This is a genomic window from Myxococcus sp. SDU36 (genome assembly GCF_030168875.1).
GTDB classification, from domain to species: Bacteria; Myxococcota; Myxococcia; order Myxococcales; family Myxococcaceae; genus Myxococcus; species Myxococcus vastator.
The window spans coordinates 5809214-5833912 of the sequence record NZ_CP077414.1 but is presented as its reverse complement, the minus strand read 5'-3'; the positions used below and the strand labels follow the sequence as shown (position 1 = coordinate 5833912).

Sequence of the window (24699 nt, the reverse complement as noted above, 5' to 3'; positions counted from 1 at the left end):
GTGGCCTCCGGCTATGCTGCCGCGCCCGGCAGCACCCCCATCCCTGCCCGTACGGAATTTCCCATGAGCTTTCGCCGCAAACTGCTGACCCTCGCCCTTGCCTCTTCCTCCCTGCTGGCCGCCTGCGTCGTGCAGCGTCCGTTCTATCGCGACGTCGTCCAGCCCGCGGGCTCCTCGGTGACGGCCGGCACCCCGGTGGACCTCATCGTCCTGGACTCGGACACCAACCAGCCCGTGAAGGGCGCCAAGGTGCTCTGGGGCGAGGACTACCGTTCGCGTGAGTCCTACGTCACGGACGAGGAGGGCCGGGTGTCCTTCGACGTGGCGTCGGCGCTGCTGAAGGAGAACCCGCTGGTGGAGGTGGTGCTGCCCAAGGGCGTTCGGAGCTACCGCCTGCAGGTGGTCCCGGCGGTTGATGCCGCCGCGCCCGAGGCGCCCGAGGCCCCTGCTGCTCCCGAGGCTCCCGCCGTGCCGGAGACGCCGGCGACGGAGGCTCCCGCCGCGGCGCCTGAAACCGGCAACTGATAGCGCAGGTCAAATGAGCTGAGCGACGGAGTAACCGCAGTGGGCGAACCAGCCCACTGCGTCGCTTGAGGAGATGGCCGCCAGGGCGAGCTTGATGCCCTGGAGCAAACCGGAGCGGGTACGAAACCGCCACTTGCGTAGCAGCGCCTTGACCTTGCTCCATGCCAGCTCGATGGGGCTGAAGTCGGGACTGTAGGGAGGCAGGAAGACAACCCGGGCGCCGCGCGATTCAATGACGTCGATGAGCGCTCGGCACTTGTGGGCTGCCAGATTGTCCCAGACGACCACCTGGCCGGGCTCCAAAATGGGCACCAGGTGCTCCAGGACGAAGTGGCCCCAGACTTCCATACTGGTGCCCCCCTCAACTTCCATATGGGCCTCGATACCGTGGTGCGTCAGGGCACCGAGCACCGTTGTCACGCAGCCGCGGTTGCGCGGCACTGCCTCGCCCGTCAGGCGCACTCCCTCCGGTGCTCGCCCGTGCGTACGAGTCATGTCGGTGCGGCTGCCCATCTCATCGACCACGACGAGTTTTTCGGGCGCCACCTGCTGCATGCCGAGCGCGTATGCCCAGCGCAAGGACTCTACGGCCTGGGTGTCGCGCTCAGTGGCGTGGAGGGACTTTTTTTACGCGTCAACCCCATGCGCCGCAGCGCTCGGTTCACCGTGGTGTGGTTGATGGCGCACCCAGCGCGCACCGCATAAACGCGCGCCAACTCCTCATCCGTGGCGTCAGGGCGCTCGCACACCAGGCGCCGCAGCACTTCTTCGCCCGCCGCGTCCACCTTGCGAGGGGCTCCGCCCCCATGGGGGCGCGCACAGACGCTGCCGGTTGCCTCGAAGCGCGCGATGTAGCGGCGCACCGTGGCATAGCCGAGCATGAAACGACGGGCGATGGCACTCTTGCCCTCGCCCTCTTGCCAGGCTGCGATGACACGCTCACGCAGGTCGAGCGAATGCGTACTGGACATGGCAGGCGGCACCTCCTTACCTAGTCAACAGCCGCCGCCTGCTCTCTTCATCCGCACCCCGCTATGAGTCCGTTCCCTCTTCCGCGCGAGGCTCAGCCGAGCTTCGCGTGGAGGAAGTCCACGGTGCGCTGCCACGCCTTCGCGGCGTTGTCCGGTGAGTAGACCTCCGGACGCGTGTCATTGAAGAAGGCGTGCTGGGCGTCGTAGCGGTGAAGCTCCACGGGGACGCCGCCGCTCTTCAGCTTCTTCTCCAGCACGTCCACCCGCTCCGGCGAGCACCAGTCGTCATTCGTTGCGAAGTGCCCCAGCACGGGCGCGCGGATGCGCGACACGTCCGCTGCCTCCTCCGGTGGAATGCCGTAGAAGGGCACGGCGGCGTCGAGCCCCGGCTCATTCGCGGCGGCCAGCAACGTCAGCGCGCCGCCCATGCAGAAGCCCATGATGGCCACCTTGGTGCCGGACTTTCTCGCGCGCAGCGCCTCCACCGCGGCGCGCAGGTCCGCCGTGGCCTTGCCCCAGTCCAGGGCCTTCAGCATCGCGTTGGCCTCGTTGGCGTCCTTCGTCACGCGGCCTTCGTAGAGGTCCACCGCGAAGACGGTGAAGCCTTCACGCGCCAGCCGGTCCGCCACGTCGCGCGTGTGCCCGTTGAGGCCCCAGTACTCGTGAATGAGCACCACCGCTCCGGGCGCGTCGCCCTTCGGGGCTTCACGCAGATAGCCCGCCAGTGCCTGGCCCTGCTTGCCAATGAGCTGCGTCTGTCCTGTCATGGCTTCATCCTCGCGAGGTAATGGAAGGGGGCGCAGCTTAACGGCTGCTTCCGCGTTTGGTGGCGATGACGGTGCTCAGCACGGAGAAGGGCTCTGGCATCAGGCCGTCGCGCACCTCGACGGTGAAGCCCTCCGCTTCGAGCAGCGCGCGGGCCCGGGGCACCAGGAACGTCAGGTAGTACATGACGAAGGGCGGCTTCCACAGCGCGTTGCGCGCGCGCATGGCGGCGTTGAAGCCCTTGGCCATCCAGTAGCCCGGGCGGAGCTTTGACGGCGGGTGCGCGGTGACGAAGAGGAAGCGGCCTCCGGGGCGCAGCGCGCGGGCGATGCCACGCACGAGCCTGGGCTCGTCCTCTTCGAGGATGTGACCGAAGGCGCCGAAGCTGGTGACGGCGTCGAACGCCTCGTCGAAGGGAAGCGCCAGCGCATCGCCCTGGACGAACTCCAACGCAGCGGTGCCCGGCGCCCGCGCGAGCTGCAGGCGGGCCTCGTCGAGCATGCCCTGGCTGAGGTCGAAGCCCACCACGCGCTCCCTCGCGAGCGGGCGCAAGAAGCGCATGGCCGCGCCGGTGCCGCAGCACACGTCTAGCGCGCTGCCGACGCTGCCGGGCGCGCCCAACTGGGCAATGGCGGCCTCGAGCACCGCATCGGGCGTGCGAAAGGGCGTGTACTCGAACTTGGGCGCGAGCAGGTCGTAGCCGTGCTCGACGGACGTGAGCGCCTGCGCGGCCAGCTCCCGGAGGGTGGGGCCCTTGCGGTGGAACATGGTGTCTGGGGGTGTATCGCACCCACACCGGCCCCTCCCTCTGAAAATGCGGCCGGTATCGGGCAGTGAATGTTCCGCGGGGTGCCCCGTCAGAAGGTTCAAGCAGGACGACGGAGGAGGACGACAATGGCGCTCAAGACGGGTCTCGCGGTGCTGGCTTTCGGAATGATGTTCCTCGGCTCCACGGCCGCGCATGCGAAGGACGACCACGAGAAGTCGCGGTTCTCCCAGCAGCACCGGCATGACGGCCGCGGCGGCAACTTCGGGGTCCACGTCGACGTCCGCCGCCACCCGGGACCCGCGCCGCTGCCGCCGCCGCACGCTCGGGGCCGCTACGAACTGCAGACGGTGAACCGCTGGGTGCAGGGCCGCCACGAGCGCGTGTGGGTCCCCGAGGTGTGCCGCGAGCGGAACAACCGCCGCGCGCGGGTGACCCGGTGCACCGGTGGCTTCTACGAGCAGCGCTGGGTGCCGGCCCGCTACGAGCCGGTCCAGGAGTGGGTGTGGGTGGCCTACGGCCCGGGCCGGGTGCACATGGCCAGCGCCGGCCGCCGCTAGACGCTTCGAGTATCGGGGGACCGCGCCGCGGGCGCGCCGGGATACGGGGGTAACCCGGCGCGCCTCGCGGCAGCAGGTCCGCAGTGCCTTTCCCCGCCGGGCCTGTTACTGAATGCGCCGCATGGCGACCGCATTCATCACCGGGGCTGGCATCCGCATCGGCGGCGCGGTGGCTCGGGCGCTGGGGCGCGCGGGCTATGACCTGGCGCTCCATGCGAACCGCTCCCTTGAACCGCTGGAAGCACTGGCGGATGAGCTCCGAGGCCTCGGCCGTCGCGTCACCCTGCACGCCGCCGACCTGAGCCGCCCGGAGGCAGTGGACTCCCTGGCCGCGCAGGTGCGTGAGGCGTGGCCCGCGCTGGATGTGGTGGTCCACAACGCGGGCCTCTTCGAGCGCACCGACTTCGCCGCCATCTCCCGCGACCAGTACCGCGCCATGATGGCGGTGAACCTGGACGCGCCCTTCTTCCTCACCCAGGCCCTGCTCCCCGCGCTGCGCGCCGGCGAGGACCCGTTGGTGGTGCACCTCACCGACGTCGGTGGGGAGCGGCCGGTGAGCCACTACGCGCACTATTCGGTGAGCAAGGCGGGCCTCATCATGCTCACCCGCGCGCTGGCGGTGGAGCTGGCCCCGCACATCCGCGTCAACGCCGTGTCACCCGGCACGGTGGCCTTCCCCGAGGACTTCGACGCCGAGGCCCGCGACGCGGTGCTGCGCCGCATCCCCATGGGGCGCGAGGGCAACGTCGAGGACATCGCCCGCACCGTCGTCTTCCTCGCCCGCGAGGCGCCGTACATCACCGGGCAGGTCATCGCCGTCGATGGCGGCAGGAGCGCACAGCTATGAGCGCGGAGCACGCATTCCATCCTCCTGTCGTCACGGCAGCGGACGGCCGCCCGCTGGACGTCATCGAGATGCGGGGCCTCACGGTGGACTGCATCGTGGGCATCTTCAACCGGGAGCGCATCGCGGCCCAGCCGCTGCGGCTGGACGTGGCCCTGTTCCTGGACACCCGCGCCGCCGCGGTGGGCGGCAGGCTGGCGCACACGGTGAACTACGGTCGGCTCGCGGGGGAGCTGCGCTTCCTTCTAGAGGCCTGTCGCTTCGAGCTGCTGGAGTCCGCCGTCGAGACGGTGTGTCGCTACGTGCTGGCGCCGCCCACCGACGACGTCCCGCGCGCGCAGGTCCACGCGGCCACGGTGCGGGTGACGAAGCCGCTGGCGTTGGGTGGGCTGGCGGTGCCGTCGCTGCAGATTCACCGCACGGCCGCGGAGATGGTGTACGGCCGCGAGGAGAAGGGCTTTGGCCGCGTGGACATCATCCACGAGGGCGCGGGCTACGGCGTCTACCGGCTGCGGGTGAAGCCGGGAGGCTGCATCCCCACGCACGTACACCAGCGGATGGAGGAGAGCGAGCTGGTGCTGGGCTCGGGGCTGCTGCTCCAGTTCAAGCCGGTGGCGCGGGGCATGGCCTTCCACTGGCCGCGCGGCTTCCTGCACCGCTATGACAACCCGTCATCCACGGAGCAGACGGTGCTCTGCGTGGACAGGCCAGGCTTCATCCCCTTGGACGAGGTGGAGACCGAGCCGCCGCCGGAGGGGCTGCTGCCCATCACCGGCCACTCCTATTACCCGCTGGATGAGCCCGCGGCGCCGGGCTCTCCCGCGGAGCACCAGCCGTGAGCGGGGCGGTGTCTCCTGGGAGTGCCCGCCATGCGTGAGGTGGGCACGCGCAAGGTGCTCGTCACGGGCGGCGGGACAGGCATTGGCCGCGCGGTGGCGGAGGCCCTGCTTCGCGCGGGGGGCCAGGTGGTGGTGTCGGGCCGGCGCGCGGAGGTGCTGGCGTCGCTGACGCGGGCGTGGCCGGGACAGGCCTTCGCGCTGCCGTGTGATTTGGCCTCGCCGGAAGCCCGCGAGGGGCTGCTGCGCCGTGCCGCCGGGCTGCTGGGGGGGCTGGACGGCTTCGTCCACAGCGCGGGGCAGGTGGTGCACCAGCCGCCGGGCCACATTGACGAGGACGCGCTTCGCGCGCAGCTCGAGGTCAACCTCATCGCGCCGCTGCGGCTGGGAGAGCAGGCGCTGGAGGTGTTGGAGGCGGGTGGGGCGCAGGTGTTCATCGCGTCCACGCTGGCCACGCGGCCCGTCGTCACCAGCGCGGTGTATAGCGCGGCGAAGGCGGGGCTCCTCCAGGTGATGAAGGTGCTGGCGTTGGCGGGTGCGGCGCGAGGCGTGCGCGCCAGCGCGGTGCTGCCGGGCGTGGTGGAGACGGACATGGTGCGCGAGGTGCGCCTGGCGCCCGGCGAGGGGCCGCTGTCCGAGCCCGAGTACGCGCGGCGGCGGGAGGCCCAGCTCGCGGGACTGCGGGCGCTGCATCCGCTCGGACGGCTGGGGCGCCCCGAGGACGTGGCCGAGGCGGTGCGCTACCTGCTGGGCGCGGCGTGGATTTCCGGTACCGAATTGGTGCTGGATGGGGGGCTACTGCTGCGGGAGTGAGGCGCGGTATGACGCGGCCTCGGCTCACAAGGACGATGGAATGCTCATCGACAGACGGCTTCAGCTCTTCGTGGTGTTGGCGGGGGTGTTCGTCACCTCGCTGGTGGTGGGCGACATCATCGGCGTGAAGCTGTTCGAGGCGAAGGTGGGGCCGGTGGTGGCGGTGATGTCCATCGGCATGTTGCCCTTCCCGGTGACGTTCCTCCTCACGGACATCCTCAACGAGTTCTACGGGAAGAAGGCGGCCCGCTTCGTGACGTGGGTGGGCTTCTTCATGGCCATCTTCGCGTTCGTGGTGATTGCCATTGCCGTGCAGGTGCCGTGGGCGCCGCTGACGCGCGCGCCGGACTTCAAGGGCGCGGTGGAAGGCTCGTTCAACAACGTCTTCGCTGGCTCGCAGCGCATCCTCGTCGCGTCGATGATTGCGTACCTGGTGGGCCAGTTCTGCGACATCGCCATCTTCAACGGGCTCAAGCGACTGACGCGCAACCGGCTCTTGTGGGTGCGGGCGACGGGCTCCACGCTGGTGTCGCAGTTCATCGACACGGTGGTGGTGCAGTACGTGGCGTGGACGGGCGTGCTGCCCAACTCCACCATCGTCGACATCATCTACACGTCCTACGTGGTGAAGCTGCTGGTCGCGGTGGGCCTGACGCCCTTCATCTACCTGGGCCACGCCTTCGTCGAGCGCAAGCTGGGCATTGCCCCCGTGGTGCTGGGGGAGAATGGCGAACCCATTGTGCCGCCCGCGCAGCCTGTCACTCCGGAGGAGCAGTCCCGCGCCGCCTGAGCGCGGGGCTCAGCGGCTCAGCTTCCCTGCCGCACCAGCGGCGTGAGGATGTCCGTCCAGTGGGAGAACAGGGAGAAGTGCCCGCCGCCAGGAAAGAAGCGAGGCACCGCGCGCGGAAGCCGGTTCGCCAGGTAGCGTCCCATCTGCGGCGGGACGATGCTGTCGCCCTCCCAGTACCAGAGGTCCACCTCCGTCCGAATCTCCTCCAGGGGGACGTTCCACGGCTGCGCGAGGATGTGGGCCTCGCGCCGCATGCCCGCCACGCCCTTGCGCGTGGCCTCGTAGCGCCAGCCCTGCACCTGCGCGGCGATGCGCGGGTCCGCGAGCACCGCGCGGTCATCCGCTGACGCCTGGGCGCGCAGGCCCGCCAGCGCTCGCGCGGGATTGGCGCGCACCTGCCGGTCATGCATGGCCATCAATGGATGCAGCAGCCACTCCGGCCACGCGGCCATGGTGTACGCGTTGCGGTAATCCCGGTTCACCCCCGCCATGGCGCCCGGCCGGGCCAGCGGCGCCGCGCCAGAGACGACCGCCGCGCGGGTGATGCGCTCGCCCAGCTTCCACGCGGACGCGGCGACATAGGGGCCACCGGCGGACACGCCGAAGAGGGCGAAGCGGCCAATCCTCAGCGTGTTGGCCAACTGCTCCAAATCATCGGGGAAGTCGAGCAGCGTGCGCCTGGGCTGGTAGTCCGACAGGCCATAGCCCGGCCGGTCCGGAGTGATGAGGCGCACGCCCAACGCGTGGGTGAGCCGGTCATCCGGGTGGCGCATGTGGCGCGAGCCCGGGTTGCCGTGGATGAAGAGGACGGGGAGGCCGCTCAAGTCTCCAGACTCGACGTACGCGAGCCGCCGGCCGTCCCGCAGGTGGACGGTGCCTTCGCGGACCTGCACGCCCAGGGCTTCGGTTTCGGACGAGACGTTCATGGCTCCATCGGCTTCGAGCGCGCGCCAATCCACGCGGAAATAGAGGGCCACACCTTCGTCGCGCCCTTGCTGGAGGCGGACAGGCCAATGTGGCCCACGGGGTAGCGCCGCGTCTCACAGTCCTGCGAGCTGACCAGGGAGGGCAGCGGCTCGCTCATCGCAGGCAGCGCGATGGTGTCGTGCTCGGCGATGACGTTGAGGATGGCGCACTGGATGCGGCGCAGGTCCACGCGCTCGCCGCCTACTTCCATGAGGCCCTGGGGGAAGAGGTTCTGCTGGTAGCAATCCTTGATGTACTGCCGGTAGACCTCGCCCGGGAAGGGCACGGGGTCCGCGCCCCAGCGCTCCATGGCCAGGAACGTGGTGACGAACTCCGGGTCGTCGATGCGGCGGCACACCTCCAGCCAGCGGGTGAGGCGCTGCACCGGCGCGGCCATGAGGAAGCCGCTCTCCAGCACCGGCGTGGGCACGTTGCCGTAGGCGTCCACCAGCGAGTCCACGTCGAAGTGGTTGGCGGACGTCCACAGCGTGTAGAGGCCGCCCTTGCTGAAGTCCACCGGCGTGGCCTGCGCCACCAGGTTGCGGACGCCCTGGGGGTACAGGGACGTGTACGCCAGGGCCATGGTGCCGCCCATGCAGTAGCCGTAGAGCGTCAAATCCCGGCTCTTGCTCACGCGCAGCGTCCACCGCACCGCCGTCTGGATGAGCCCGCCGAGCAGGTCATCCCAGGTGAGCCGCTCCTCGTCCTGGCCCGGCACCCCCCAGTCGATGGCGTAGACGTCGTAGCCCTCGCGGGTGAGGTGCTCGATGAGGCTGCGCCCCGGCAGGAAGTCGAGGATGTACCAGCGGTTGATGAGCGAATAGACAATGAGGATGGGCGTGCGGTGGCGCCGGCGCGGGGCCGCGTAGCGCAGCAGCCGCATGCTGCCGCGCGTGTACACGATGGTGTGCGGTGTGGCGCTGATGGGCGGCTCGCGCACGCCCGAGGCCCTCTCGATGAAGGGCTTGAGGTACGGATACGGATTGAAGGGCCGCGACTTGAGCGCGTGCGCGACGGCGCGAGTCAATTCGACCTGGCCGGTGACGAAGGAGCGAAGACGCTGGGGCGTGGACGCGGTCATGTCAGCGGCGGCGCTTGGAGGGCGCGCGCTCCTTGGGCGTGGGCTCGGGGGACTCGGGCTCCGCGCCTTCCTGACGGTGGAGCAGGTCCACCACCAGCTCCAACTGGGTGCCGAGCGCCTCCACCTGGTCATTCATCCGGCGGAGCTGGTCGCGCAGGGTCTCCACCTCGGAGGTGGTGGGCAGGCGCAGGGTGCGCAGCGCGCCTTCCACCAGACCGTTGCGGCGGACGCGGGCATTGAAACCCTGCCGCATGAGGGAGCCACTCACGCGCAGGTACGAAGGGCTCTCGGTGAGCCTGACGGCAGCGCGGGTGAGGCCCTGCTCGGCGCGGGTGAAGACCTTGCCGGTGCGCGTGTCCGGGTGGGTGAGGTGGCCCAGCAGCTTCAGGCCGCGGGCCAGGAGCCCCTGGGACGGCGGCGGTCGTTCCGGATGACTCATGGGCGGACAGGTTATCCCAACACCCGGCGTTGGGGACGCCGCGGCCAGGGCTCAGCGCTGCCAAAGTGAACCGAGATTCAACTTTTGTGCCTCGAAAGGTTCGGCATGGACAGTGGCGTCGCCGGTGTAGGCGCCCAGCCGCTGCCAGCGCTCGCCCTCCCGCCGGTAGATTTCGAGGAGCTGGATGCGCGGGTCCACGAGCCACAGATGGTTCACGCCCTCGCGGGCGTAGATCGTCATCTTCCTGGAGCGGTCCATGGCCTCGGTGGAGGGGGACAGGACTTCACAGAGCCAGTCAGGGGCGAGTTCCACACCCGTTACGTCTGGGAGTTCCGGCATGCGTTCGCGCCGCCACCCGGCGAGGTCTGGCACGAGCACGTTGCCTCCGAGGTGAAGCTCCGGTTCCGGGAGGAAGACCCAGCCTCCGGGCCCCTCTGTGTCAGGCTCCTGGTCGAACGGCCCAAGCTTCTTGCCGAGCCGGAAAGCGGCTCTGCCGTGCATCGTTCGCGGCCGGGGGCTGACGTGCAGCTCACCTTCGATGATTTCCCCGACGACGTTCGGAGGGAGGTGCTCCAACGCCTCGTACACGCGCTCCGGAGGCGACTTGTTACCCATGTCCCCAGAATGCGGCCAGACCGGGGACCTCGCAAGCCGCGCCGCTTCCCGCCCGTGGATGGCTTCGCTCATGTGTCGAGCATGCGCCATACCTCTGACATCATCCAGGGAGATGGCTACCCCAGAGGTCCTGACGCCTCAGCCCTGGCGCTTCACGGGCAGGGGCCCGAAGGACTGGGACACGGGCATCAGCGACATGACGTTGATATTCACATGCGCGGGGCGCGTGGCCACCCAGTGCACGGCGTCCGCGATGTCCTCGGGCGTCAGCGCCTGGGTGTTGGCGTAGACGGACGCGGCGCGCGTGTCGTCGCCCTTGAAGCGGACGTTGGAGAACTCCGTGCCGCCCACCAGCCCGGGCTCGATGTCCGTCACGCGCACGGCGGTGCCATGCAGGTCCGCGCGGAGGTTGAGGCTGAACTGGTGCACGAAGGCCTTGGTGGCGCCGTACACGTTGCCGCCCGGGTAGGGCCACTCCGCCGCCACCGAGCCCATGTTGACGACGTGGCCCCGGTTGCGCGCCACCATGCCGGGCAGCACCGCGTGCGTGCAGTACAGGAGGCCCTTCACGTTGGTGTCCACCATCGTGTCCCAGTCCTCCACGCGCGCCGACTGCGCCAGGTCCAACCCCAGCGCCAGGCCCGCGTTGTTGACCAGCACGTCCACGTCGGCGAAGTCCGCCGGCAGCGAGCGGATGGCCCGCTCCACGGCCTCACGGTCCGTGATGTCGAGCGTCAGGGGGAGCACCCGCTCGCCCAGCTCCGCGCGCAGGGCCTCCAGCCGCTCGGTGCGCCGTCCGGACGCGATGACGCGCGCGCCGTCCTGGATGAAGCGGCGGGCAATGGCCAGGCCGAATCCCGCGGTGGCCCCGGTAATCAGAACGTTCATGGCAGTCCCCTCGGGGAGCCAGCCCCGCGAGGGCCCGGCTCGTCAGTCGTCTTCGCCTTGATAGATGCAGCCGCTGGTGCACGTCTCGCGGACCACCACCCGGCTGAGCAGGGGCAGGCCCGGACGCAGGCGCTTCCAGATCCACCGCGACAGATTCTCACTGGTGGGGTTCTCCAGGCCCTCCACCTCATTGAGGTAGTAGTGGTCCAGCTTCAGCCGCACGGGCTCGAAGGCCTCCTTGATGTCCGAGAAGTCCATCACCCACCCGGACTGCTCGCCCACCGGGCCACGCACGTGGACTTCCACCCGGTAGCTGTGGCCGTGCAGCCGGCTGCACTTGTGCCCGGGCGGCACGTTGGGAAGCCGATGCGCGGCCTCGAAGGTGAATTCCTTGAAGATGTCCAAGGTGTCTCCTGACAGCGGGTGGAAGCCGGCTCATATCCCGCGCGCTCCTCCCGACGTCAAGGTATGCCCCGCCTCCCTGAATGAAGCCCTGCGCGAACGCGTTCCCGACTTTCTCTCAGAGGATCCAAACTCTCTGAGGGGCCGAAAGCCGAGTAATATTCAGATGTTTTAAGGAGGGGACTGGTTGCGCCCTTCAAATCGGCGACCGATTGAATCTCCGCGAACTTCACTTGGTGTATGCCCGGGCATCATGGCGAAGGGCCGCTGTCAGCATCCCCCTTACAGGCGTGAAAGTGGGTGAGCGTCGCGTTGTTCAGGGGCGCGAGCAGCGCCAGAGGCGAACCGCTGGCCGGGAGTACCGCGACGCTGGCCGCCTGGGCCTGCGGTCGACTTCAAGAGGCTTGCGGTCGTCGGGCCCAGTTTGGCACTACCTTTGTTACGAGCACACGGCCTCTGGAGTGCGCTGGACGGTGTACGTGGTGCCTCAATGACTTCGACCCTACTTCGCTGGGACAAGAACCCATTGCCCCCAAGCCCGCCTTCGCATTGTCGCACCGACGACGCAGCGACCGCCTTGGGGAAGACATGCGGACTGGAGCACTGGCGCCCTACGGCGTCGGATCGCCGAGGCGTTCGGGACGCAGCCACAGAAGCTGGTACGTGACTTTCGGCTCTCGTCCGGGACGCCGCACGGTCGTGATACGCACCATGGCGGTGCACGTCCCCATTAGAATGGGCGCAACCTCTGCCACCATGTTCGCATCGAGCCCTGGGGCGAGCTTCCCCTTGTAGACGACTCCGGTCTCTAGATCTTGGAGTTCGAAGCGCCGCGACTCGCCTAAGACGCCTAGGTACTTCACTCTTCGCGACACATCATCCACGCTTGGCGCGCCTTCGGAGAGGCGCGTGCTCGCTGTGTGTACTTCGTCCTTGCTGAGCTTGAGCTTGCGAGTTCGGCCCTCCATTCTAAGCGTAGCCTCGCTCTTGGACAGCACCTGGACGAACTCGTTTAGCGCGGTCCGGACGCGCGGCTCCACCTCGGCGATCCGCTCGTAGAACTCCTCTTCTTCGGCTCGGAGCCCCTCAATGAGTTGCGTTGTCTCATCGACGGCATCCCGCATCTCCTCGGCGGACTCGTTTCCCTCAAGCTGCTCGAAGTGGAAACCGAAGGAGCCGCGCGCGATGCCGGTAATGTGCAACCGGAAGTCCCGGCCCCCGGGAACTGCGCCTCCGCGTCCTAGCGCTCCATGGCGGCGCGAGGCACCAACGAGCTCCACCAGTCCCTGGAACTGCGCGATGGCGGAGGCCGCGAACGAGGCATCGATAGCACGCTGACCAACGACAGGACCGCCGTCGAAGTACACCGTGGTGCTTGCAGGCTCAACGGAGTCCGCTTGCGACGCTCCGAGATGCTGGAGCTCCTGGTCGATGCTCTCAAGGCGCGACTGAAGGGAGATGCGCTCGATGAAGTGTGAAGGCGAAAGGCGTGCGAGCAGCGACGCAGCCGCAGCGCGTTCTGCTTGCAGGAAATGTCTGCGTGTCGCGCTGTTCACGGTCCAGGGTTCTCGGTCTTCGCCAACTTCAATGCCAGTTCCTGCTGCTTCACGAAATGCGCCTTGATGGTCACTAGCAACTCTCGTGCCGGGTCATCGTACTCCGCCGGGAGGAGGTCCAGGCGGAGGAAGCCCTTCCAGGCGTACGTGTCGCGACGGTGGGAGAACAAACCGTACCAGTAGGTGGTGGAGTCGACGAGTACCGCCCCGTGCTCCGTCGGGTCCGCGCCGGACGATGCGGGATAGCTCAGCGGAACGGGGTAGTGGTCGCAGAAGTACGTCTTCTTGTTGTGCCCGTGATTGAAGAGCGCTTTGGCGTCCTCCTCGCTGAATGGTGCTGGGACCTGGAAGAAGGTGACGACGTCGACGTCGTTTGGTTCGCGGTTGATGTTCTCGACGAAGCTCCCCGTGAGCCACTGGAAGCCGACGGTGATCCCGTGCTCGCGCAATAGCGCGCGGTAGCCAAGTAAGCCGAGAAGGATGTTGATGCGCCTCGGAGAGGTGGCGAAGCGGTTGATGATGTCCTGCCAACTGCAGCGGTACGGCGAGCGGTTGACGCTCGCTGTCGGATCCCGCCCTTCCCACGGCGGCAGCAGGCCATCCCACGAATGGTCCGGAATCGAAGTCGAAGACACGGCTCCCTCCCCTGAGGGGGCGGTATTTTACCCACATCCGGGGCGTCGAGAACAGCGAACCGTGCTCCCGGCGGCGCAGGCGCACCTCCCGTGCCTTGTCTGGGGCAACGTGAACGCGGCGGCGCGGACCGCGGAGGGCGGAGCCCTCCGAACCTCAAGGCTACGCCGTGCCCCTGGTGACTCCGCCTTCTGGCTCACCGGACCAGGGATTCGACGGTGTCGCGCGCCCCACTCTCTCGCCGTGACGCCCTACAGGACTGGACTTGACGCACTCATGACGCAGCGGCCGGATTTTGGGTAGGCACAGGTGCCGTTCATGAGCGTCTCCGTAGATGCGTCGCTCGGGGAACGACCGCATCCTCCGGCGCGAGCTGCGCGTACAACTCGTGGAGCTTCGCCCGCAGCAGCTCCCTTGCCGGCAGGAACGTCTGGTACTCGGCGACGAGCGTGGGCGACGTCGTCCGCGCGAGCGCGTACTCGACGACCGCGTCGTCCTTTGTCGCGCAGAGGAGCACGCCTATCGAGGGCCGCTCGTGGCGCTTCTTCACGTCGCGGTCAAGTGCCTCGACGTAGAACGAGAGCTGTCCGAGATCTGCGGGCTTGAACTTGTCGACCTTCAGCTCGAAGGCGACGAGGCACTGAATGCCACGGTGGAAGAATACGAGGTCGATCGCGAAGTCCTGGCTACCGACCTGCACCGGGTACTGCGAGCCGACGAAACAGAAGTCGCGACCCAGCTCGGTGAGGAAGCGGCCGAGGTTCCGAAGGAGCGCGTCGTGGAGGTCGGCCTCGGAGTGTTCGGCGGCGAGGCCGAGAAACTCAATGTTGTAGGCGTTCTTGAACTCGTCGATTGCCGTCGGGTGAGTTTGTCTCACCGCTGGCGAGACTTTCTTCGTGGCGCGCGCCTCGCGAAGGACGGCGCCCGATTGGATCTGCCGTTCGAGCTCCCGTTTGGGCCAGCGCTCCTTGATGGCGGCGAGGATGTAGAACTCGCGCCTTCGCTCCGCGTGAAAAATCTCTGGGAATATCCCCACGTGCGTTGCGCACATCACACCTCAGCTCCCCGCGAGGGCCCACCTGTCGGTGAAGCGGAGCATCCGTCCCAACCCCGCGAAACCACGTTTCCTGTCTCCTCCCTCTGCGTCCCGGCAGGCAGGGGTTGCCGCGCTCGGAGGGAATGAACAGCGCGAGGCTCGGAATTGGCGGCCGTCCTCGCGAGCGCCTCCCGCGCCGCGACCCACACCGGGAGTCCGCCAGGATGCGCAACCGCTCGCCGTGGTCCACGGCCCTCTGCTCCGCTGCCCTGCTGTCCGTGTTGGCCTGCAATGGGAAGGGGGAGCTCACCCAGGAAAGTGGCTCACCTCCGGGCTCCAGCGAGACGCCGTCCACGGGCAACCCATCCGTTCCCGGCACACCTCCCACCCACGATGACGACGACACGAACAACCCGGGGCCGTCGGAGCCTCCGCCCGTCATCATCGACATCCCGCCCCCCTTTCCGAATCCGGAGCCGCCGCCTCCCGAGCCGGAGCCCGAGCCCCAACCGGAGCCCGAGCCTCCGCCCCAGTACTCGCGCATCCTCTGGGTGGCGCCCAACGGCAGTGACAGCGCCTCCGCCACGGAGACGGCGCCGCTGCGCACGGTGACGCGCGCGCTGGAGCTGGTGCGGCCGGGCGAGGCCATCTACCTGAAGACGGGCACCTACTCCGAGCGCCTCAAGCTGGAAGAGAAGGGCGGCTCCGCGTCCCACCTGCTCACGCTGCGGGCCGCGCCGGGCGCGAAGCCGGTGCTGAAGCCGTCCGGCGGCGGCTCCTCCATGGTGGACGTGCGTGGCGCGTACTGGAGCATCGAGGGGCTCACCCTCGACGCGGGGGGCCAGGCCTCCTTCGCGGTGATGTTCCGCGGCGCGGGTGCCCACCACGGCGTGCTGCGCGGCTCCACGCTGAAGAACGGCACCGCGGGCGCGGGCGTCAACGTGTGCGAGAAGGCCAGCGACGTCCTCATCGAGGGCAACACCATCTCCCACTTCAACCGCAACGGGGACGACAGCCACGGCGTCATCGTCCAGACGACGGCGCGCAACGTGGTGGTGCGTGGCAACGACATCCACCACAACTCCGGAGACGCGGTGCAGTGCATCGGCCCCGAGGGCGGCGCCACCATCTCCGGCACGCCCTTCGACAACCTGCTGGTGGAGGACAACGAACTGCACGAGAACCGGGAGAACGGCGTCGACGTGAAGACGTGCACCCGCGTCACGCTGCGCGGCAACATCATCTGGGGCCACAAGATGTCGTCCACCTCGCGCGGCGAGGGCGTGGTGGTGCACCTGTCCGCGAAGGACGTCACCCTGGAGGACAACGTCTTCTACAACAACGGCCGCGCCATCAGCATCGGCGGGGTGCGCCAGGGCGCGCCGCCCACCAACATCGTCATCCGCCGCAACCTGGTGCGGGACGGCCTGGGCGGCGCGGAGGAAGGCAGCGGCATCCGCGTGGACACGTCCTCGAACGTGAAGGTGCACCACAACACCCTCTGGAACATGCCCGGACCGTGCCTCACCTTCGGCCAGGGGGACACCGGGGCCAGCGCCAGCCTGGATGTGCGCAACAACGTCTTCTCCGGCTGTGGGGTGGCGGTGCGCGGCGGACCCGGGCGCTCGGGGGCGGTGGTGGACGCCAACCTCTACTTCCGCACCGCGGGCGCGGCCGTCTACCGCCTCAACGGCGTGGACATGGGCTTCTCGCAGTGGCGCTCGCAGAGCGGGCTGGACGGCCGCTCCCAGGAGAAGGCCCCTGGCTTCGTCAACATCGACACCGGGGACTTCCGCCTGGGGTCGGGTTCGCCCGCCCTCAACGCGGGGCTGTCGCTGGGGCTGACCTGGTGCGGGCCAGGCCCGGACCAGGGCGCCTTCGAGTCGGACTGCCCCTGAGCCGTCAGGGCGTGTAGAGTGGGGTCCCCTTCTGCCCTGGACCCCACTCCCCACGTGCCGTCCTCGCTGGAATTCGTATCAGGCATCTCGCTGGTGCCCTCGGACTCCCCCGCGCGGGAGCTGCTGGCCGCGGCCGCCGCGCGTGCGGGTCTGCGCGTGGTGGACGGCCTCGAAGAGGCCTCCCTGGCGCTGGTGGACCTCACCGCGCCGGGAGGGCTCGCCGCGGGGCAGGCCCTGCTGGACGCCGCCCTCGCCGCCCACCTCACGTTGGTGGTGCTGGTGGCCCCGGGCGAAAGCCACTTCGCCACGGCGCAGTCCCTCAAGCCCGCGGACGTCCTCACCACGCCGGTGGCCATGCACGAGCTGGCCTGGCGGCTCCAGTGCGCCGCCGAGCGCCACGTGGAGCGCGAGGAGCAGGCGCGCAGCCAGGAGGACCTGGCGCTCCTGCTGGAGCTGACGGCGGACTACGCGGAGACGTCCGACGTGGAGGTGCTGCTCCACGGCGTCACCCGGCGGCTGGCGGAGAAGCTGGACATCGCGCGCGCCACGCTGGTGATGCTGGGGCGCAGCGCGGAGGAGGGCATCATCGTCGCCGCCAGCGACGACCCCGCGCTCAAGGACCTGCGCATCGACCTGTCGCGCTACCCCGAGATTCGCGAGGTGATGCGAACGGGCAAGCCGGTGGTGATGCTGGAGGCCTCCACCCACCCGCTGCTGGGGGACGTGGAGCGGCGCGCGGTGGCCGCCCGGGGCATCCACGCCATCGCCGCGCTGCCGCTGCCCATCCGCGGGCAGGTGCGCGGCGTGCTGCTGCTGCGCGCGGCGGGACGGCGGCGCACCTTCACGCCTCGGGAAATCGACTTCCTCACCACCGTGGCGCACGCCACCGCGGTGGCCCTGCGCAACGCGTCCGTGCTCCAGTCCGTGCGAGGGCAGACGGAGGCGGAGAAGACGGCCCGCCTGGCCGCGGAGGAGCAGGCGGCCTCGTTCAAGCCGTACCAGCTCTTCTTCGCGCACGTCAGCGAAGGCGTGGCCATCCTCGACGACAAGGCCTGCGTGCTGTCGCTGAACCCGTCCGGCGCGGCCATGCTGGACGTGGACGCCCCCGACGTGCGGGGCCGCCACCTGCACCAGGTGACTCAGCCGGTGGATGAAAACGTGCTGATGGAGCTGGTGACCACCGCCGCGCGTGGCGAGGCCCGCTCCGGCACGGACGTGGAGGTGTGCACGCGCACGGGCCGCCGCCTGACGCTGTCCATGTCCGCCGCGCCGCTGCGCGACGAGGAGGCGGCCACCATCCTCTCCTTCCGCGACGTCACGGACGCGCGGAGGCTGGAGGACGAGCTGCTCCAGACGAAGGACTTCCTGGAGCGGCTCATCGACTCGTCGGTGGACGGCATCATCGCGGCCGACCTGAAGGGGCGCATCATCCTCTTCAACAAGGGCGCGGAGGCGCTGTGCGGCTACACCGCGCAGGAGGCCCTGGGCGGCGGCTTCTCCGTCCACCAGCTCTATCCGCCGGGCGTGGCGAAGCGGGTGATGGCCATGATTCGGGCGCCCGAGCACGGCGGCAAGGGCCGGCTGTCCCTCATCCGGGAGGAGCTGATGCACCGCTCCGGTGAGCGGGTGCCGGTGAACATGACGGCCTCCATCGTCTACGAAGGGGGCCGCGAGGTGTTCAGCGTGGGCATCTTCACGGACATGCGCGCGCGCATGCAGTTGGAGCGCAAGCTGTCCGACGTGGAGACGCGGCTGGAGGAGAGCGAGAAGAGCGCGGTCATCGTCGCGCTCGCCGGCACCGCCGCCCACGAGCTGAACCAGCCGCTCACCTCGGTGATGGGCTACGCCGAGCTGCTGAAGCGGAAGTTGAAGGAAGACGACTTCGCCTGGAAGCCGGTGGACATCATCTACCGCGAGGCGGAGCGCATGGCGGAAATCGTCCGGAAGATTGGCAAGATTACCCGCTACGAGACGAAGTCCTACATGGGGGCGCAACAGATTCTCGACCTGGACAAGGCCACCTCCCATGAAGACTGAGCCCCGAGCCGTGCGCATCGCCAGCGGCCCTGCCCCCGAGTCCTTCCAGGCCCTGTTCGAGGCGCTCGATGCCCCCGCGGCCCTGTGTGACCCGGCCCTGCGGCTGGTGGCCGTCAACGCCGCGTTCCGCCGCTTCTGCGCCGACCAGCACGCGTCCGTGGAGGAAGTGGCGCGCACCCTGGCCGGCGCCAGCGTGCCGGCGGATGGCGCCAGCTGCGACGTGGAGCTCCTGCCCGACCTGCCCGGCGTGGTGCTGACGCTGTCCCGCCGGGGCGACGTGGTGGCCGTCCGCGCGCGCAACGAACCGGAGCTGTCTCGCAACCGGCTGGTGGTGGCGGAGCGGGCCCTGCTGGAGCAGGCGCGCACCGAAGGCGTGCTGTTGGATTTGGGCCGCAGCGTGGCCGAGGCCGGCGGCGAGGAGGAGCTGGTCGCCGCGGTGGCGCGCGGCGTGAAGGAGCTGTTCCCCGGGCGCTCGTTCTGCATCCGCATCACCGACTCGCGGACGGGCGGCCTCACGTCGCTCTACGCGGAGGGGCGGCTGAAGGAAGGCGCGCACGAGCCGCTGGTGCTGATGGAGCGCGCGGTGGACAAGACGAGCCTGGACCGCGCGTCCCTGCCCGGAAGCCGCGTGGCGGTGCTGAGCGAAGTCCCGCTGCTGTTCCAGGACAGCACCCATGGCGTGAGCGCGCCGCTGGTGGCCAGCGGGCAGCTCTTCGGCGCCATCAACATGGAGTACCCGGCGGGCTTCGTCTCCGACGTGCCGCATGACGAGCGCGTGCTGCTCCAGCTCGCCAACCAGGTGGCGGTGGCGGTGAAGAACGCGAAGCTCATCGACGAGCTGACGTTCGTGCGCAAGTACCTGGAAGACCTGCTGGAGAAGGCCAACGCCCTCATCCTGGTGGCGAACCGGGACAAGCAGGTCGTCGTCTTCAACCAGGCGCTCAGCGCGCTCACCGGCTTCAGCAAGGAAGAGGTGCTGGGCCGCGACTTCTTCTCCCTCATCCCGGAGAGCGAGCACCTGCGGCTCAACCAGCTCATCGCCGCGGCCATTCGCGGCGAGCCGGTGAACAGCTTCGAGACGCGGCTGCTGACGCGCAGCGGCGCGGAGGTGCGCGTCTCCTTCGCGACCTCCTCCAAGCTCTCCCAGCACGGGGAGGTGGAGGGCGTCATCGCCATCGGTCAGGACATCACGGTGGTGAAGGAGCTGGAGAAGCGCATCATCCACGCGGAGAAGCTGGCCTCCATCGGGCAGCTCGCCGCCAGCGTGGTGCACGAAATCAACAACCCGATGACGGCGGTGGCCACGTACGCGGACGCGCTGCTCCAGCGCTCGCGGATGACGCCGGGGGCCAACCCGGCGGACCAGGAGAAGCTGCGAAAAATCCTGGAGAGCAGCCACCGCATCCTCCGCTTCACGCGAGATTTGGTCAGCTACGCGCGCCCGGCGCAGGACCGGCCAGAGCGGGTGCAGCTCAACGCCGTCGTGGACATGGCGGTGGGCTTCTGCGAGCACGTCGTGGCCCAGGCGCGCGTCAGCATCCAGCGCGAGTACACCGAGCTGCCGCCCCTGTCCGCCGTGCGCGCCAACCTGGTGCAGGTGTTCGTCAACCTCATCACCAACGCGTGCCACGCGATGCCGCCGGGAGGCTCCGTCATCCTGGCCACGGGCCGTGACGGGCAGGACGCGGTGGTGAAGGTGCGCGACACGGGCACGGGCATCGAACCCAAGCACCTGCAGCGCATCTTCGAGCCCTTCTTCACCACCAAGCCGGAAGGGAGGGGCACCGGCCTGGGCCTCTCCATCTGCCAGGGCATCGTGGAGAACCACGGTGGCCGGCTGACGGTGGAGAGCACCCTGGGCCAGGGGACCACCTTCATCGTCCGCCTGCCGCTGCAGCAGGCCTGAGCCCGCGCTCAGTCCCGCAGGTAGTGGCAGGTGTAGCCGCCCGGGTTCTTCACCAGGTAGTCCTGGTGATAGTCCTCGGCGGGGGTGAACTCGCTGGCGGGCACAATCTGCGTGACGACGGGCCGGGGCCACTTCCTGGAGGCCTCCACCCGCGCCTTCACCTGCTCGGCCACGCGCTTCTGGGCTTCGGACAGGTAGAAGATGGCGGAGCGGTACTGCGTGCCCACGTCATTGCCCTGACGGTTGAGCGTCGTCGGGTCGTGCATGCGGAAGAACCACTGCTCCAGCAGCGTCTCGTACGTCAGCCGGGTGGGGTCGAACACGACGCGCACGGCTTCGGCGTGGCCCGTCCTGCCCGAGCTCATGTCGCGATACGTGGGCTTGCGAAAAGCGCTGGAGCCGCCCGTGTAGCCCACCTCCGTCTGGACGACGCCGGGAATCTTGCGCAGCAGGTCCTCCATGCCCCAGAAGCACCCGCCCGCCAGCAGCGCCGTCTCCGTGAAGGGCGAGCCGGCCTGGCGCTTCGCGGCGGCGGCCGGGACGGGGCGGCCGAAGAGCGGCAGCCAGGCGCCATAGCCCTCCTTCGCCAAATCGTTCACCGCGACGAAGCGCAGGGCCGCGGAGTTGATGCAGTAGCGCGTCTTGGCGGGCGCGGGCCCGTCCCCGAAGACGTGGCCCAGGTGTGAGCCCGCGGCCTTCGAGCGCACCTCCACGCGCTCCATGCCCTGCGTGCTGTCGTGCTTCTCGACGACGCGAGCACTGTCGACCGGCCGGGTGAAGCTGGGCCAGCCGGTGCCGGAGTCGAACTTGTCGCGCGAGGAGAAGAGGGGCTCGCCGCTCACCACGTCGACGTAGAGGCCCTCTTCGTGGTGGTTCCACAGGGGGTTGCGGAAGGCGGGCTCCGTGGCTCCCTGCTGCGTCACCTGGTAGGCGAGCGGGGACAAGGTGCGCCGCACCTCCGCGTCCGAGGGCTTCTCGTAGCGGCGGGGGTCCTGGATGGTGGGGCCTGGCGCGGTGGGCGCGGCCCCGTGGGCCTCGGTGCACGCGGACAGCACGGCGAGCGCGGCAAGGGCCAGCGGCATGAGCCGGCGGGCCAGGGGTGAGCATGTGGATGCGGTGGGCATGGACGCGGTCTCCGGGCTTTCTGTGGGTACGCGCGAGGCCCCGAAGTGGTTTCCACCCTCACGACTCGCCGCGGGCCTTGTCCTCGTCGTCCAGCTCCCGGGTGAACTCCTCGTTCGTGAGCAGTCCCTTGCGCGCCATGATGCGCATCAGCGCCCAGAACTTCCGCTCCAGCTCCTCGACGCGGTCCGGGTCTTCTCGCGCCTGTCCGAAGAGGTAGTCCAGGTCGTCCAGCACGCCGGCCGCGTTCTCCACGGCGGCCTTGGGCTTCGCGGCGCCGCCCTGTCCGCGCTTCTGCTTGCTCTGCGCCTCGCGGGCGCGAATCAGCTCCGCCAGGGACGTGCGCTGCGTCGCCTCGCCGGGCGGCAGCTCCTCGCCGATGATGACCTCCTCGTCGTCGTCCTCGTCGGACGCAGGCGCCGCGGGGCGTGTCACTGGCGGCGCGGCCTTCACCGGCTTCGCCGCGGGCCTCGCGGGCGCGGGGCGGCTGGCGGTGGGCGAGGCCACCGGCACCTTGTGGTAGTAGCGGAGGATGGCGCCGCGCACGGTGGACAGCGGCGCCACGCGCGGGCTGACCTTGAGCCCGGTGGTGAACTCAATCTCCTCCACCGCCGTCACGTTGAGCGGATCACTCATCGCCACCACGAGCTGCTTGCGCCCGCCCACGCTCTCCAGCGCGATGGGGAACAGGTCATGCTGTTCACAGAAGCGCGCGCGCAGCATGTGCACCGCCGCCCACTCCGGCGTGGTGGCCGCGAGGTCCACTCGCGGCAGCCCCAGGGCCTGGCTCAGCGCGTCCGCGAGCGTGGCCTCCGTGATCGCACCCTGCGCGATGAGGGTGGCCCCCAGCCGCTGTCCTGATTTCCGGTGAGCCGCGAGCCCCGCTTCGAGCTGGGCGACGCTGATCGCCCGCTGCTCCAACAGGAGCTCGCCAATGCGCTTCCTCGCCATGGCTCCGGCCTTACCACGCGCGACGAAACCCAGGAAGCAAGCGCGGTGTCACATCCGGAGGCACTTGGGAATACCCCCCAAAATGCCCGCAATGCTGCTTGGAGTCCGAGCTGGCAAGAGGGGGCTGGGCGCAAAATTCCTGTGAGATTTCAGCACTTAACGCCGCTGGGCCTGCCTTGACACCCCAGACGCCCATTCCTAAAGTCGGCACACCGTTTTCAACATCCATTCCTGCCGCCCAACCGGGTGGACCGTCCGCTCGGGGGGACGTCAGGTCTGGAAGGTCCGCTACTGAAACGGGCCAAAGCTGCCTGTGGAGGCAACACTCGATGAACCTGGCGTCTGTGACGAACCTGACCGTGCTGGCGAATGTCGGCGGCCCTCAGCGGGGCTTCTTCGAAGAAGTCGCCATGCGCTGGGAGGCCGGCCAGTGGGGTATGTACCCCATTGCCGCCTGCCTCATCGTGGCACTCGCCATCATGGTCGAGCGAAGCATCATCCTTTTCGGCAAGGCCTCCATCAACAAGGAGGCCTTCCTGCGTGGCCTGAAGAAGCACATCTACGCGGGTGACCTGGACAAGGCCATCAACTACGTGGCCGGCCAGAAGTCCACGCCGCTGACCAACGTCATCAAGGCCGGCCTGATGAACGTCCCCAAGGGCAACGACGAGGTCCAGGCCGCGCTCGACGAGGCCAGCCTCCGCGAGACGCCGAAGATTGAAGCCCGCACCGGCTACCTCGCCATGCTCGGCAACGCGGCGATGCTCGCCGGTCTGCTCGGGACGGTGTCCGGTCTCATCGCCTGCTTCGAGGCCGTGGCCAACGTGAACCCGGCCGACAAGGCGACGATTCTCGCCAACGGTATCTCCGAAGCCATGAACTGCACCGGCTTCGGGCTGCTCACGGCCATCCCGGCGCTCATCTCCTTCTCCGTGCTGACGGGCCGCACGCAGAGCCTCATCAACGACATCAACGAGACCAGCGTCTCCGTCCTCAACCTCATCGTGGCCAACAAGGACAAGTTCAAGAACCTGAACGTCCCCACGTCGGCCCGCGACGAGGAGTAGGAAGTCCTTCGGGAACCCGGAGTCCGGGCGCGCTGTCATGTCCCCACGGGTGTGGGGACGCGCGGCGCGCTCCCAGCAGTCTCACCGGCGCTCACTGAGCGCGGCCGAAGGAGAAGAACGCCATGGCCGGCGGAATGGACACAGGTGGAGGTAAAGGCGGCAAGAAGTCGCTCGACACCTCTATCAACCTCACGGCTTTCATCGACCTGATGGCGGTGACCATCAGCTTCCTCATCATGACGGCGGTCTGGACCCAGATTGGCCGGCTCCAGGTTTCGCAGGCGGGTGGCCCCTCCACGGAGGAGGAGCAGCAGCAGGAAGAGCAGACCAAGACGGTCCAGCTCAACCTGCTCATCACGCCCACGGAGCTGCGGCTGACCGCGGACCAGAGCGCCTTCGAGCCTATTCCCCTCACCAAGGATGCGAAGGGCAAGACGGACCTGTCCAAGCTGGTGGCGCGCTTCAAGGAACTGAAGGCGCAGCTGCCGGACCAGTCCGCCATCACCCTGCAGCCTGAAGACAAGGTCCGCTACGAGGACCTGGTCCGTATCATCGACGAGTGCATCGGCTCTGGGCTGCCCCAGGTGTCGGTGTCCGCGGCGATGGGCTAGCCGCTCACGGAGCTCACGACACCTCATGGCCATCCAGGTTCCAGGCAAGCGATACGGCAAGCGGCTCCAGCACTCCAAGGTGTTCGGGCACGGCGTGGCCGCGAAGAAGAGCGGTTACTCCGACCTCCTCATCACCCCGCTGGTCGACATGTTCATCATCATCGTGCTCTTCCTCATCGCGAACTTCTCCGCGACGGGCGAGGTGCTGATGATGACCAAGGACATCGAGCTTCCCGAGGCGGTCAACGTCCAGGAAGTGGAGATGCACCCGGTGGTGATGGTCTCCGGTGACCAGATCAGCGTCTCCGGCACCATCATTGGCCGCGTGGAGGACTTCACCAAGGACGAGTACCTCAACATCCCGTCCTTGGAAGAGAAGCTCCGCGACATGAAGAAGCAGTACGAGGACCTCCACTCCATGGCGCAGGACACGGCCAACACCTTCAAGGGCGACATCAACATCCAGGCCCACAAGGACGTGGAGTACGCCATCATCAAGCGGGTGATGTTCAGCTGCGCCACGGCGGGCTACAACAACATCAACTTCGCGGTGATTACGGCTGGCGGTGGCGACGCGGAGAAGGAAGCGAGCGCCAAGGCCACCCCGTAGCTTCCAGGTGA

The 24699-nt window shown here is 68.6% G+C and carries 27 protein-coding genes; 12 read left to right on the top strand and 15 right to left on the bottom strand.

The genetic code is table 11. The annotated features are described in order from the left end of the window. The first annotated feature begins 63 nt into the window (after positions 1-63). Positions 64-525, top strand: coding sequence for a hypothetical protein (locus tag KGD87_RS23505; RefSeq protein ID WP_284662719.1), 462 nt, complete (start codon positions 64-66; stop codon positions 523-525). Between the two features lie 9 nt (positions 526-534). On the opposite strand, the gene KGD87_RS23500 is transcribed toward KGD87_RS23505, so the two are convergent. The 4 genes from KGD87_RS23500 to KGD87_RS23485 all read right to left on the bottom strand — a co-directional run bounded on the left by KGD87_RS23500 (position 535) and on the right by KGD87_RS23485 (position 3029). Next, the gene (locus KGD87_RS23500; RefSeq protein WP_284662718.1) at positions 535-1104 is read right to left on the bottom strand and encodes an IS630 family transposase; all 570 of its coding nucleotides are present in this window, start codon (positions 1102-1104) and stop codon (positions 535-537) included. A 5-nt stretch (positions 1105-1109) separates the two neighbouring features. Continuing rightward, positions 1110-1496, bottom strand: a complete 387-nt coding sequence (locus KGD87_RS23495; RefSeq protein ID WP_284662717.1) for a helix-turn-helix domain-containing protein — start codon at positions 1494-1496, stop codon at positions 1110-1112. A 92-nt stretch (positions 1497-1588) separates the two neighbouring features. Continuing rightward, entirely contained in the window at positions 1589-2263 is a 675-nt protein-coding gene (locus KGD87_RS23490) for a dienelactone hydrolase family protein (RefSeq protein WP_284662716.1), read from the bottom strand. A gap of 37 nt (positions 2264-2300) precedes the next feature. Continuing rightward, positions 2301-3029, bottom strand: coding sequence for a class I SAM-dependent methyltransferase (locus KGD87_RS23485; RefSeq protein WP_284662715.1), 729 nt, complete (start codon positions 3027-3029; stop codon positions 2301-2303). Positions 3030-3155: 126 nt separating this feature from the next. Here KGD87_RS23485 and KGD87_RS23480 point away from each other — a divergent pair, with 126 nt between their 5' ends. The 5 genes from KGD87_RS23480 to KGD87_RS23460 all read left to right on the top strand — a co-directional run bounded on the left by KGD87_RS23480 (position 3156) and on the right by KGD87_RS23460 (position 6870). Then, a complete protein-coding gene (locus KGD87_RS23480) occupies positions 3156-3587 on the top strand; it encodes a hypothetical protein (protein ID WP_284662714.1) in 432 nt (143 codons plus the stop codon). 121 nt (positions 3588-3708) lie between these two features. Beyond that, positions 3709-4434: an SDR family oxidoreductase gene (locus KGD87_RS23475; protein WP_284662713.1), complete on the top strand. Its 726-nt coding sequence runs from the start codon at positions 3709-3711 to the stop codon at positions 4432-4434. Continuing rightward, positions 4431-5270: a dihydroneopterin aldolase gene (locus tag KGD87_RS23470; protein WP_284662711.1), complete on the top strand. Its 840-nt coding sequence runs from the start codon at positions 4431-4433 to the stop codon at positions 5268-5270. Before KGD87_RS23475 ends, KGD87_RS23470 begins: the two co-directional genes overlap by 4 nt. A gap of 30 nt (positions 5271-5300) precedes the next feature. Then, positions 5301-6080 (top strand): SDR family NAD(P)-dependent oxidoreductase, encoded by a 780-nt coding sequence (locus KGD87_RS23465; RefSeq protein WP_284662709.1) that lies wholly within the window; start codon positions 5301-5303, stop codon positions 6078-6080. A 40-nt stretch (positions 6081-6120) separates the two neighbouring features. Further along, positions 6121-6870 carry a queuosine precursor transporter gene (locus tag KGD87_RS23460; RefSeq protein ID WP_284662707.1) on the top strand — a complete coding sequence of 250 codons (750 nt, stop codon included), beginning with the start codon at positions 6121-6123 and terminating at the stop codon, positions 6868-6870. Between the two features lie 17 nt (positions 6871-6887). Here KGD87_RS23460 and KGD87_RS23455 read toward each other — a convergent pair whose 3' ends face one another. The 9 genes from KGD87_RS23455 to KGD87_RS23415 form a co-directional block, all read right to left on the bottom strand. Beyond that, positions 6888-7796 carry an alpha/beta fold hydrolase gene (locus KGD87_RS23455; protein ID WP_284662706.1) on the bottom strand — a complete coding sequence of 303 codons (909 nt, stop codon included), beginning with the start codon at positions 7794-7796 and terminating at the stop codon, positions 6888-6890. After that, entirely contained in the window at positions 7793-8917 is a 1125-nt protein-coding gene (locus KGD87_RS23450; protein ID WP_284662705.1) for an alpha/beta fold hydrolase, read from the bottom strand. Before KGD87_RS23450 ends, KGD87_RS23455 begins: the two co-directional genes overlap by 4 nt. A gap of 1 nt (position 8918) precedes the next feature. Next, positions 8919-9356: a hypothetical protein gene (locus KGD87_RS23445; protein WP_284662704.1), complete on the bottom strand. Its 438-nt coding sequence runs from the start codon at positions 9354-9356 to the stop codon at positions 8919-8921. Positions 9357-9407: 51 nt separating this feature from the next. Continuing rightward, on the bottom strand, positions 9408-9971 hold the full coding sequence (locus tag KGD87_RS23440) for a Uma2 family endonuclease (protein WP_240358331.1): 564 nt from the start codon (positions 9969-9971) through the stop codon (positions 9408-9410). Between the two features lie 138 nt (positions 9972-10109). Then, positions 10110-10859, bottom strand: coding sequence for a bifunctional NADP-dependent 3-hydroxy acid dehydrogenase/3-hydroxypropionate dehydrogenase YdfG (gene ydfG, locus KGD87_RS23435; protein WP_284662702.1), 750 nt, complete (start codon positions 10857-10859; stop codon positions 10110-10112). Positions 10860-10901: 42 nt separating this feature from the next. Then, positions 10902-11264, bottom strand: a complete 363-nt coding sequence (queD, locus tag KGD87_RS23430) for a 6-carboxytetrahydropterin synthase QueD (protein ID WP_284662701.1) — start codon at positions 11262-11264, stop codon at positions 10902-10904. Between the two features lie 608 nt (positions 11265-11872). Then, positions 11873-12817 (bottom strand): hypothetical protein, encoded by a 945-nt coding sequence (locus tag KGD87_RS23425; RefSeq protein WP_284662699.1) that lies wholly within the window; start codon positions 12815-12817, stop codon positions 11873-11875. Beyond that, the gene (locus tag KGD87_RS23420; protein WP_284662698.1) at positions 12814-13452 is read right to left on the bottom strand and encodes a DUF6932 family protein; all 639 of its coding nucleotides are present in this window, start codon (positions 13450-13452) and stop codon (positions 12814-12816) included. The genes KGD87_RS23425 and KGD87_RS23420 overlap by 4 nt, the downstream gene beginning before the upstream one ends. Before the next feature lie 314 nt (positions 13453-13766). Then, the gene (locus KGD87_RS23415) at positions 13767-14501 is read right to left on the bottom strand and encodes a PDDEXK nuclease domain-containing protein (protein WP_284662696.1); all 735 of its coding nucleotides are present in this window, start codon (positions 14499-14501) and stop codon (positions 13767-13769) included. Positions 14502-14710: 209 nt separating this feature from the next. Between KGD87_RS23415 and KGD87_RS23410 the strand changes: the two genes are divergently transcribed. The 3 genes from KGD87_RS23410 to KGD87_RS23400 are packed head-to-tail and all read left to right on the top strand — an operon-like array spanning position 14711 to position 20327. Then, positions 14711-16384, top strand: a complete 1674-nt coding sequence (locus KGD87_RS23410; protein WP_284662695.1) for a right-handed parallel beta-helix repeat-containing protein — start codon at positions 14711-14713, stop codon at positions 16382-16384. Between the two features lie 54 nt (positions 16385-16438). Continuing rightward, entirely contained in the window at positions 16439-18421 is a 1983-nt protein-coding gene (locus KGD87_RS23405) for a GAF domain-containing sensor histidine kinase (protein WP_284662693.1), read from the top strand. After that, positions 18411-20327 (top strand): ATP-binding protein, encoded by a 1917-nt coding sequence (locus KGD87_RS23400; protein WP_284662691.1) that lies wholly within the window; start codon positions 18411-18413, stop codon positions 20325-20327. Before KGD87_RS23405 ends, KGD87_RS23400 begins: the two co-directional genes overlap by 11 nt. Positions 20328-20335: 8 nt before the next feature. On the opposite strand, the gene KGD87_RS23395 is transcribed toward KGD87_RS23400, so the two are convergent. Together KGD87_RS23395 and KGD87_RS23390 are read right to left on the bottom strand one after the other, a co-directional pair. Then, positions 20336-21451 carry a bifunctional methionine sulfoxide reductase B/A protein gene (locus KGD87_RS23395; RefSeq protein WP_284662689.1) on the bottom strand — a complete coding sequence of 372 codons (1116 nt, stop codon included), beginning with the start codon at positions 21449-21451 and terminating at the stop codon, positions 20336-20338. A gap of 58 nt (positions 21452-21509) precedes the next feature. After that, complete coding sequence (locus KGD87_RS23390) at positions 21510-22400, bottom strand: GspE/PulE/PilB domain-containing protein (protein ID WP_284662688.1); 891 nt, start codon at positions 22398-22400, stop codon at positions 21510-21512. A 329-nt stretch (positions 22401-22729) separates the two neighbouring features. Here KGD87_RS23390 and KGD87_RS23385 point away from each other — a divergent pair, with 329 nt between their 5' ends. The 3 genes from KGD87_RS23385 to KGD87_RS23375 all read left to right on the top strand — a co-directional run bounded on the left by KGD87_RS23385 (position 22730) and on the right by KGD87_RS23375 (position 24688). Next, the gene (locus tag KGD87_RS23385; RefSeq protein WP_140795753.1) at positions 22730-23467 is read left to right on the top strand and encodes a MotA/TolQ/ExbB proton channel family protein; all 738 of its coding nucleotides are present in this window, start codon (positions 22730-22732) and stop codon (positions 23465-23467) included. 122 nt (positions 23468-23589) lie between these two features. Further along, complete coding sequence (locus KGD87_RS23380; RefSeq protein ID WP_140795752.1) at positions 23590-24078, top strand: ExbD/TolR family protein; 489 nt, start codon at positions 23590-23592, stop codon at positions 24076-24078. A 25-nt stretch (positions 24079-24103) separates the two neighbouring features. Next, positions 24104-24688 carry an ExbD/TolR family protein gene (locus KGD87_RS23375; protein WP_284662682.1) on the top strand — a complete coding sequence of 195 codons (585 nt, stop codon included), beginning with the start codon at positions 24104-24106 and terminating at the stop codon, positions 24686-24688. Positions 24689-24699 lie beyond the last annotated feature (11 nt).

What these genes read in the sequence shown, in the direction of transcription:
- KGD87_RS23505 (WP_284662719.1), top strand. Translation starts at nt 64, where the DNA reads ATGAGCTTTCGCCGCAAACTGCTGACCCTCGCCCTTGCCTCTTCCTCC.
- KGD87_RS23495 (WP_284662717.1), bottom strand. Translation starts at nt 1,496, where the DNA reads ATGTCCAGTACGCATTCGCTCGACCTGCGTGAGCGTGTCATCGCAGCC.
- KGD87_RS23490 (WP_284662716.1), bottom strand. Translation starts at nt 2,263, where the DNA reads ATGACAGGACAGACGCAGCTCATTGGCAAGCAGGGCCAGGCACTGGCG.
- KGD87_RS23485 (WP_284662715.1), bottom strand. Translation starts at nt 3,029, where the DNA reads ATGTTCCACCGCAAGGGCCCCACCCTCCGGGAGCTGGCCGCGCAGGCG.
- KGD87_RS23480 (WP_284662714.1), top strand. Translation starts at nt 3,156, where the DNA reads ATGGCGCTCAAGACGGGTCTCGCGGTGCTGGCTTTCGGAATGATGTTC.
- KGD87_RS23475 (WP_284662713.1), top strand. Translation starts at nt 3,709, where the DNA reads ATGGCGACCGCATTCATCACCGGGGCTGGCATCCGCATCGGCGGCGCG.
- KGD87_RS23470 (WP_284662711.1), top strand. Translation starts at nt 4,431, where the DNA reads ATGAGCGCGGAGCACGCATTCCATCCTCCTGTCGTCACGGCAGCGGAC.
- KGD87_RS23465 (WP_284662709.1), top strand. Translation starts at nt 5,301, where the DNA reads ATGCGTGAGGTGGGCACGCGCAAGGTGCTCGTCACGGGCGGCGGGACA.
- KGD87_RS23460 (WP_284662707.1), top strand. Translation starts at nt 6,121, where the DNA reads ATGCTCATCGACAGACGGCTTCAGCTCTTCGTGGTGTTGGCGGGGGTG.
- KGD87_RS23455 (WP_284662706.1), bottom strand. Translation starts at nt 7,796, where the DNA reads ATGAACGTCTCGTCCGAAACCGAAGCCCTGGGCGTGCAGGTCCGCGAA.
- KGD87_RS23450 (WP_284662705.1), bottom strand. Translation starts at nt 8,917, where the DNA reads ATGACCGCGTCCACGCCCCAGCGTCTTCGCTCCTTCGTCACCGGCCAG.
- KGD87_RS23445 (WP_284662704.1), bottom strand. Translation starts at nt 9,356, where the DNA reads ATGAGTCATCCGGAACGACCGCCGCCGTCCCAGGGGCTCCTGGCCCGC.
- KGD87_RS23440 (WP_240358331.1), bottom strand. Translation starts at nt 9,971, where the DNA reads ATGGGTAACAAGTCGCCTCCGGAGCGCGTGTACGAGGCGTTGGAGCAC.
- ydfG (WP_284662702.1), bottom strand. Translation starts at nt 10,859, where the DNA reads ATGAACGTTCTGATTACCGGGGCCACCGCGGGATTCGGCCTGGCCATT.
- KGD87_RS23415 (WP_284662696.1), bottom strand. Translation starts at nt 14,501, where the DNA reads ATGTGCGCAACGCACGTGGGGATATTCCCAGAGATTTTTCACGCGGAG.
- KGD87_RS23410 (WP_284662695.1), top strand. Translation starts at nt 14,711, where the DNA reads ATGCGCAACCGCTCGCCGTGGTCCACGGCCCTCTGCTCCGCTGCCCTG.
- KGD87_RS23400 (WP_284662691.1), top strand. Translation starts at nt 18,411, where the DNA reads ATGAAGACTGAGCCCCGAGCCGTGCGCATCGCCAGCGGCCCTGCCCCC.
- KGD87_RS23395 (WP_284662689.1), bottom strand. Translation starts at nt 21,451, where the DNA reads ATGCCCACCGCATCCACATGCTCACCCCTGGCCCGCCGGCTCATGCCG.
- KGD87_RS23390 (WP_284662688.1), bottom strand. Translation starts at nt 22,400, where the DNA reads ATGGCGAGGAAGCGCATTGGCGAGCTCCTGTTGGAGCAGCGGGCGATC.
- KGD87_RS23385 (WP_140795753.1), top strand. Translation starts at nt 22,730, where the DNA reads ATGAACCTGGCGTCTGTGACGAACCTGACCGTGCTGGCGAATGTCGGC.
- KGD87_RS23380 (WP_140795752.1), top strand. Translation starts at nt 23,590, where the DNA reads ATGGCCGGCGGAATGGACACAGGTGGAGGTAAAGGCGGCAAGAAGTCG.
- KGD87_RS23375 (WP_284662682.1), top strand. Translation starts at nt 24,104, where the DNA reads ATGGCCATCCAGGTTCCAGGCAAGCGATACGGCAAGCGGCTCCAGCAC.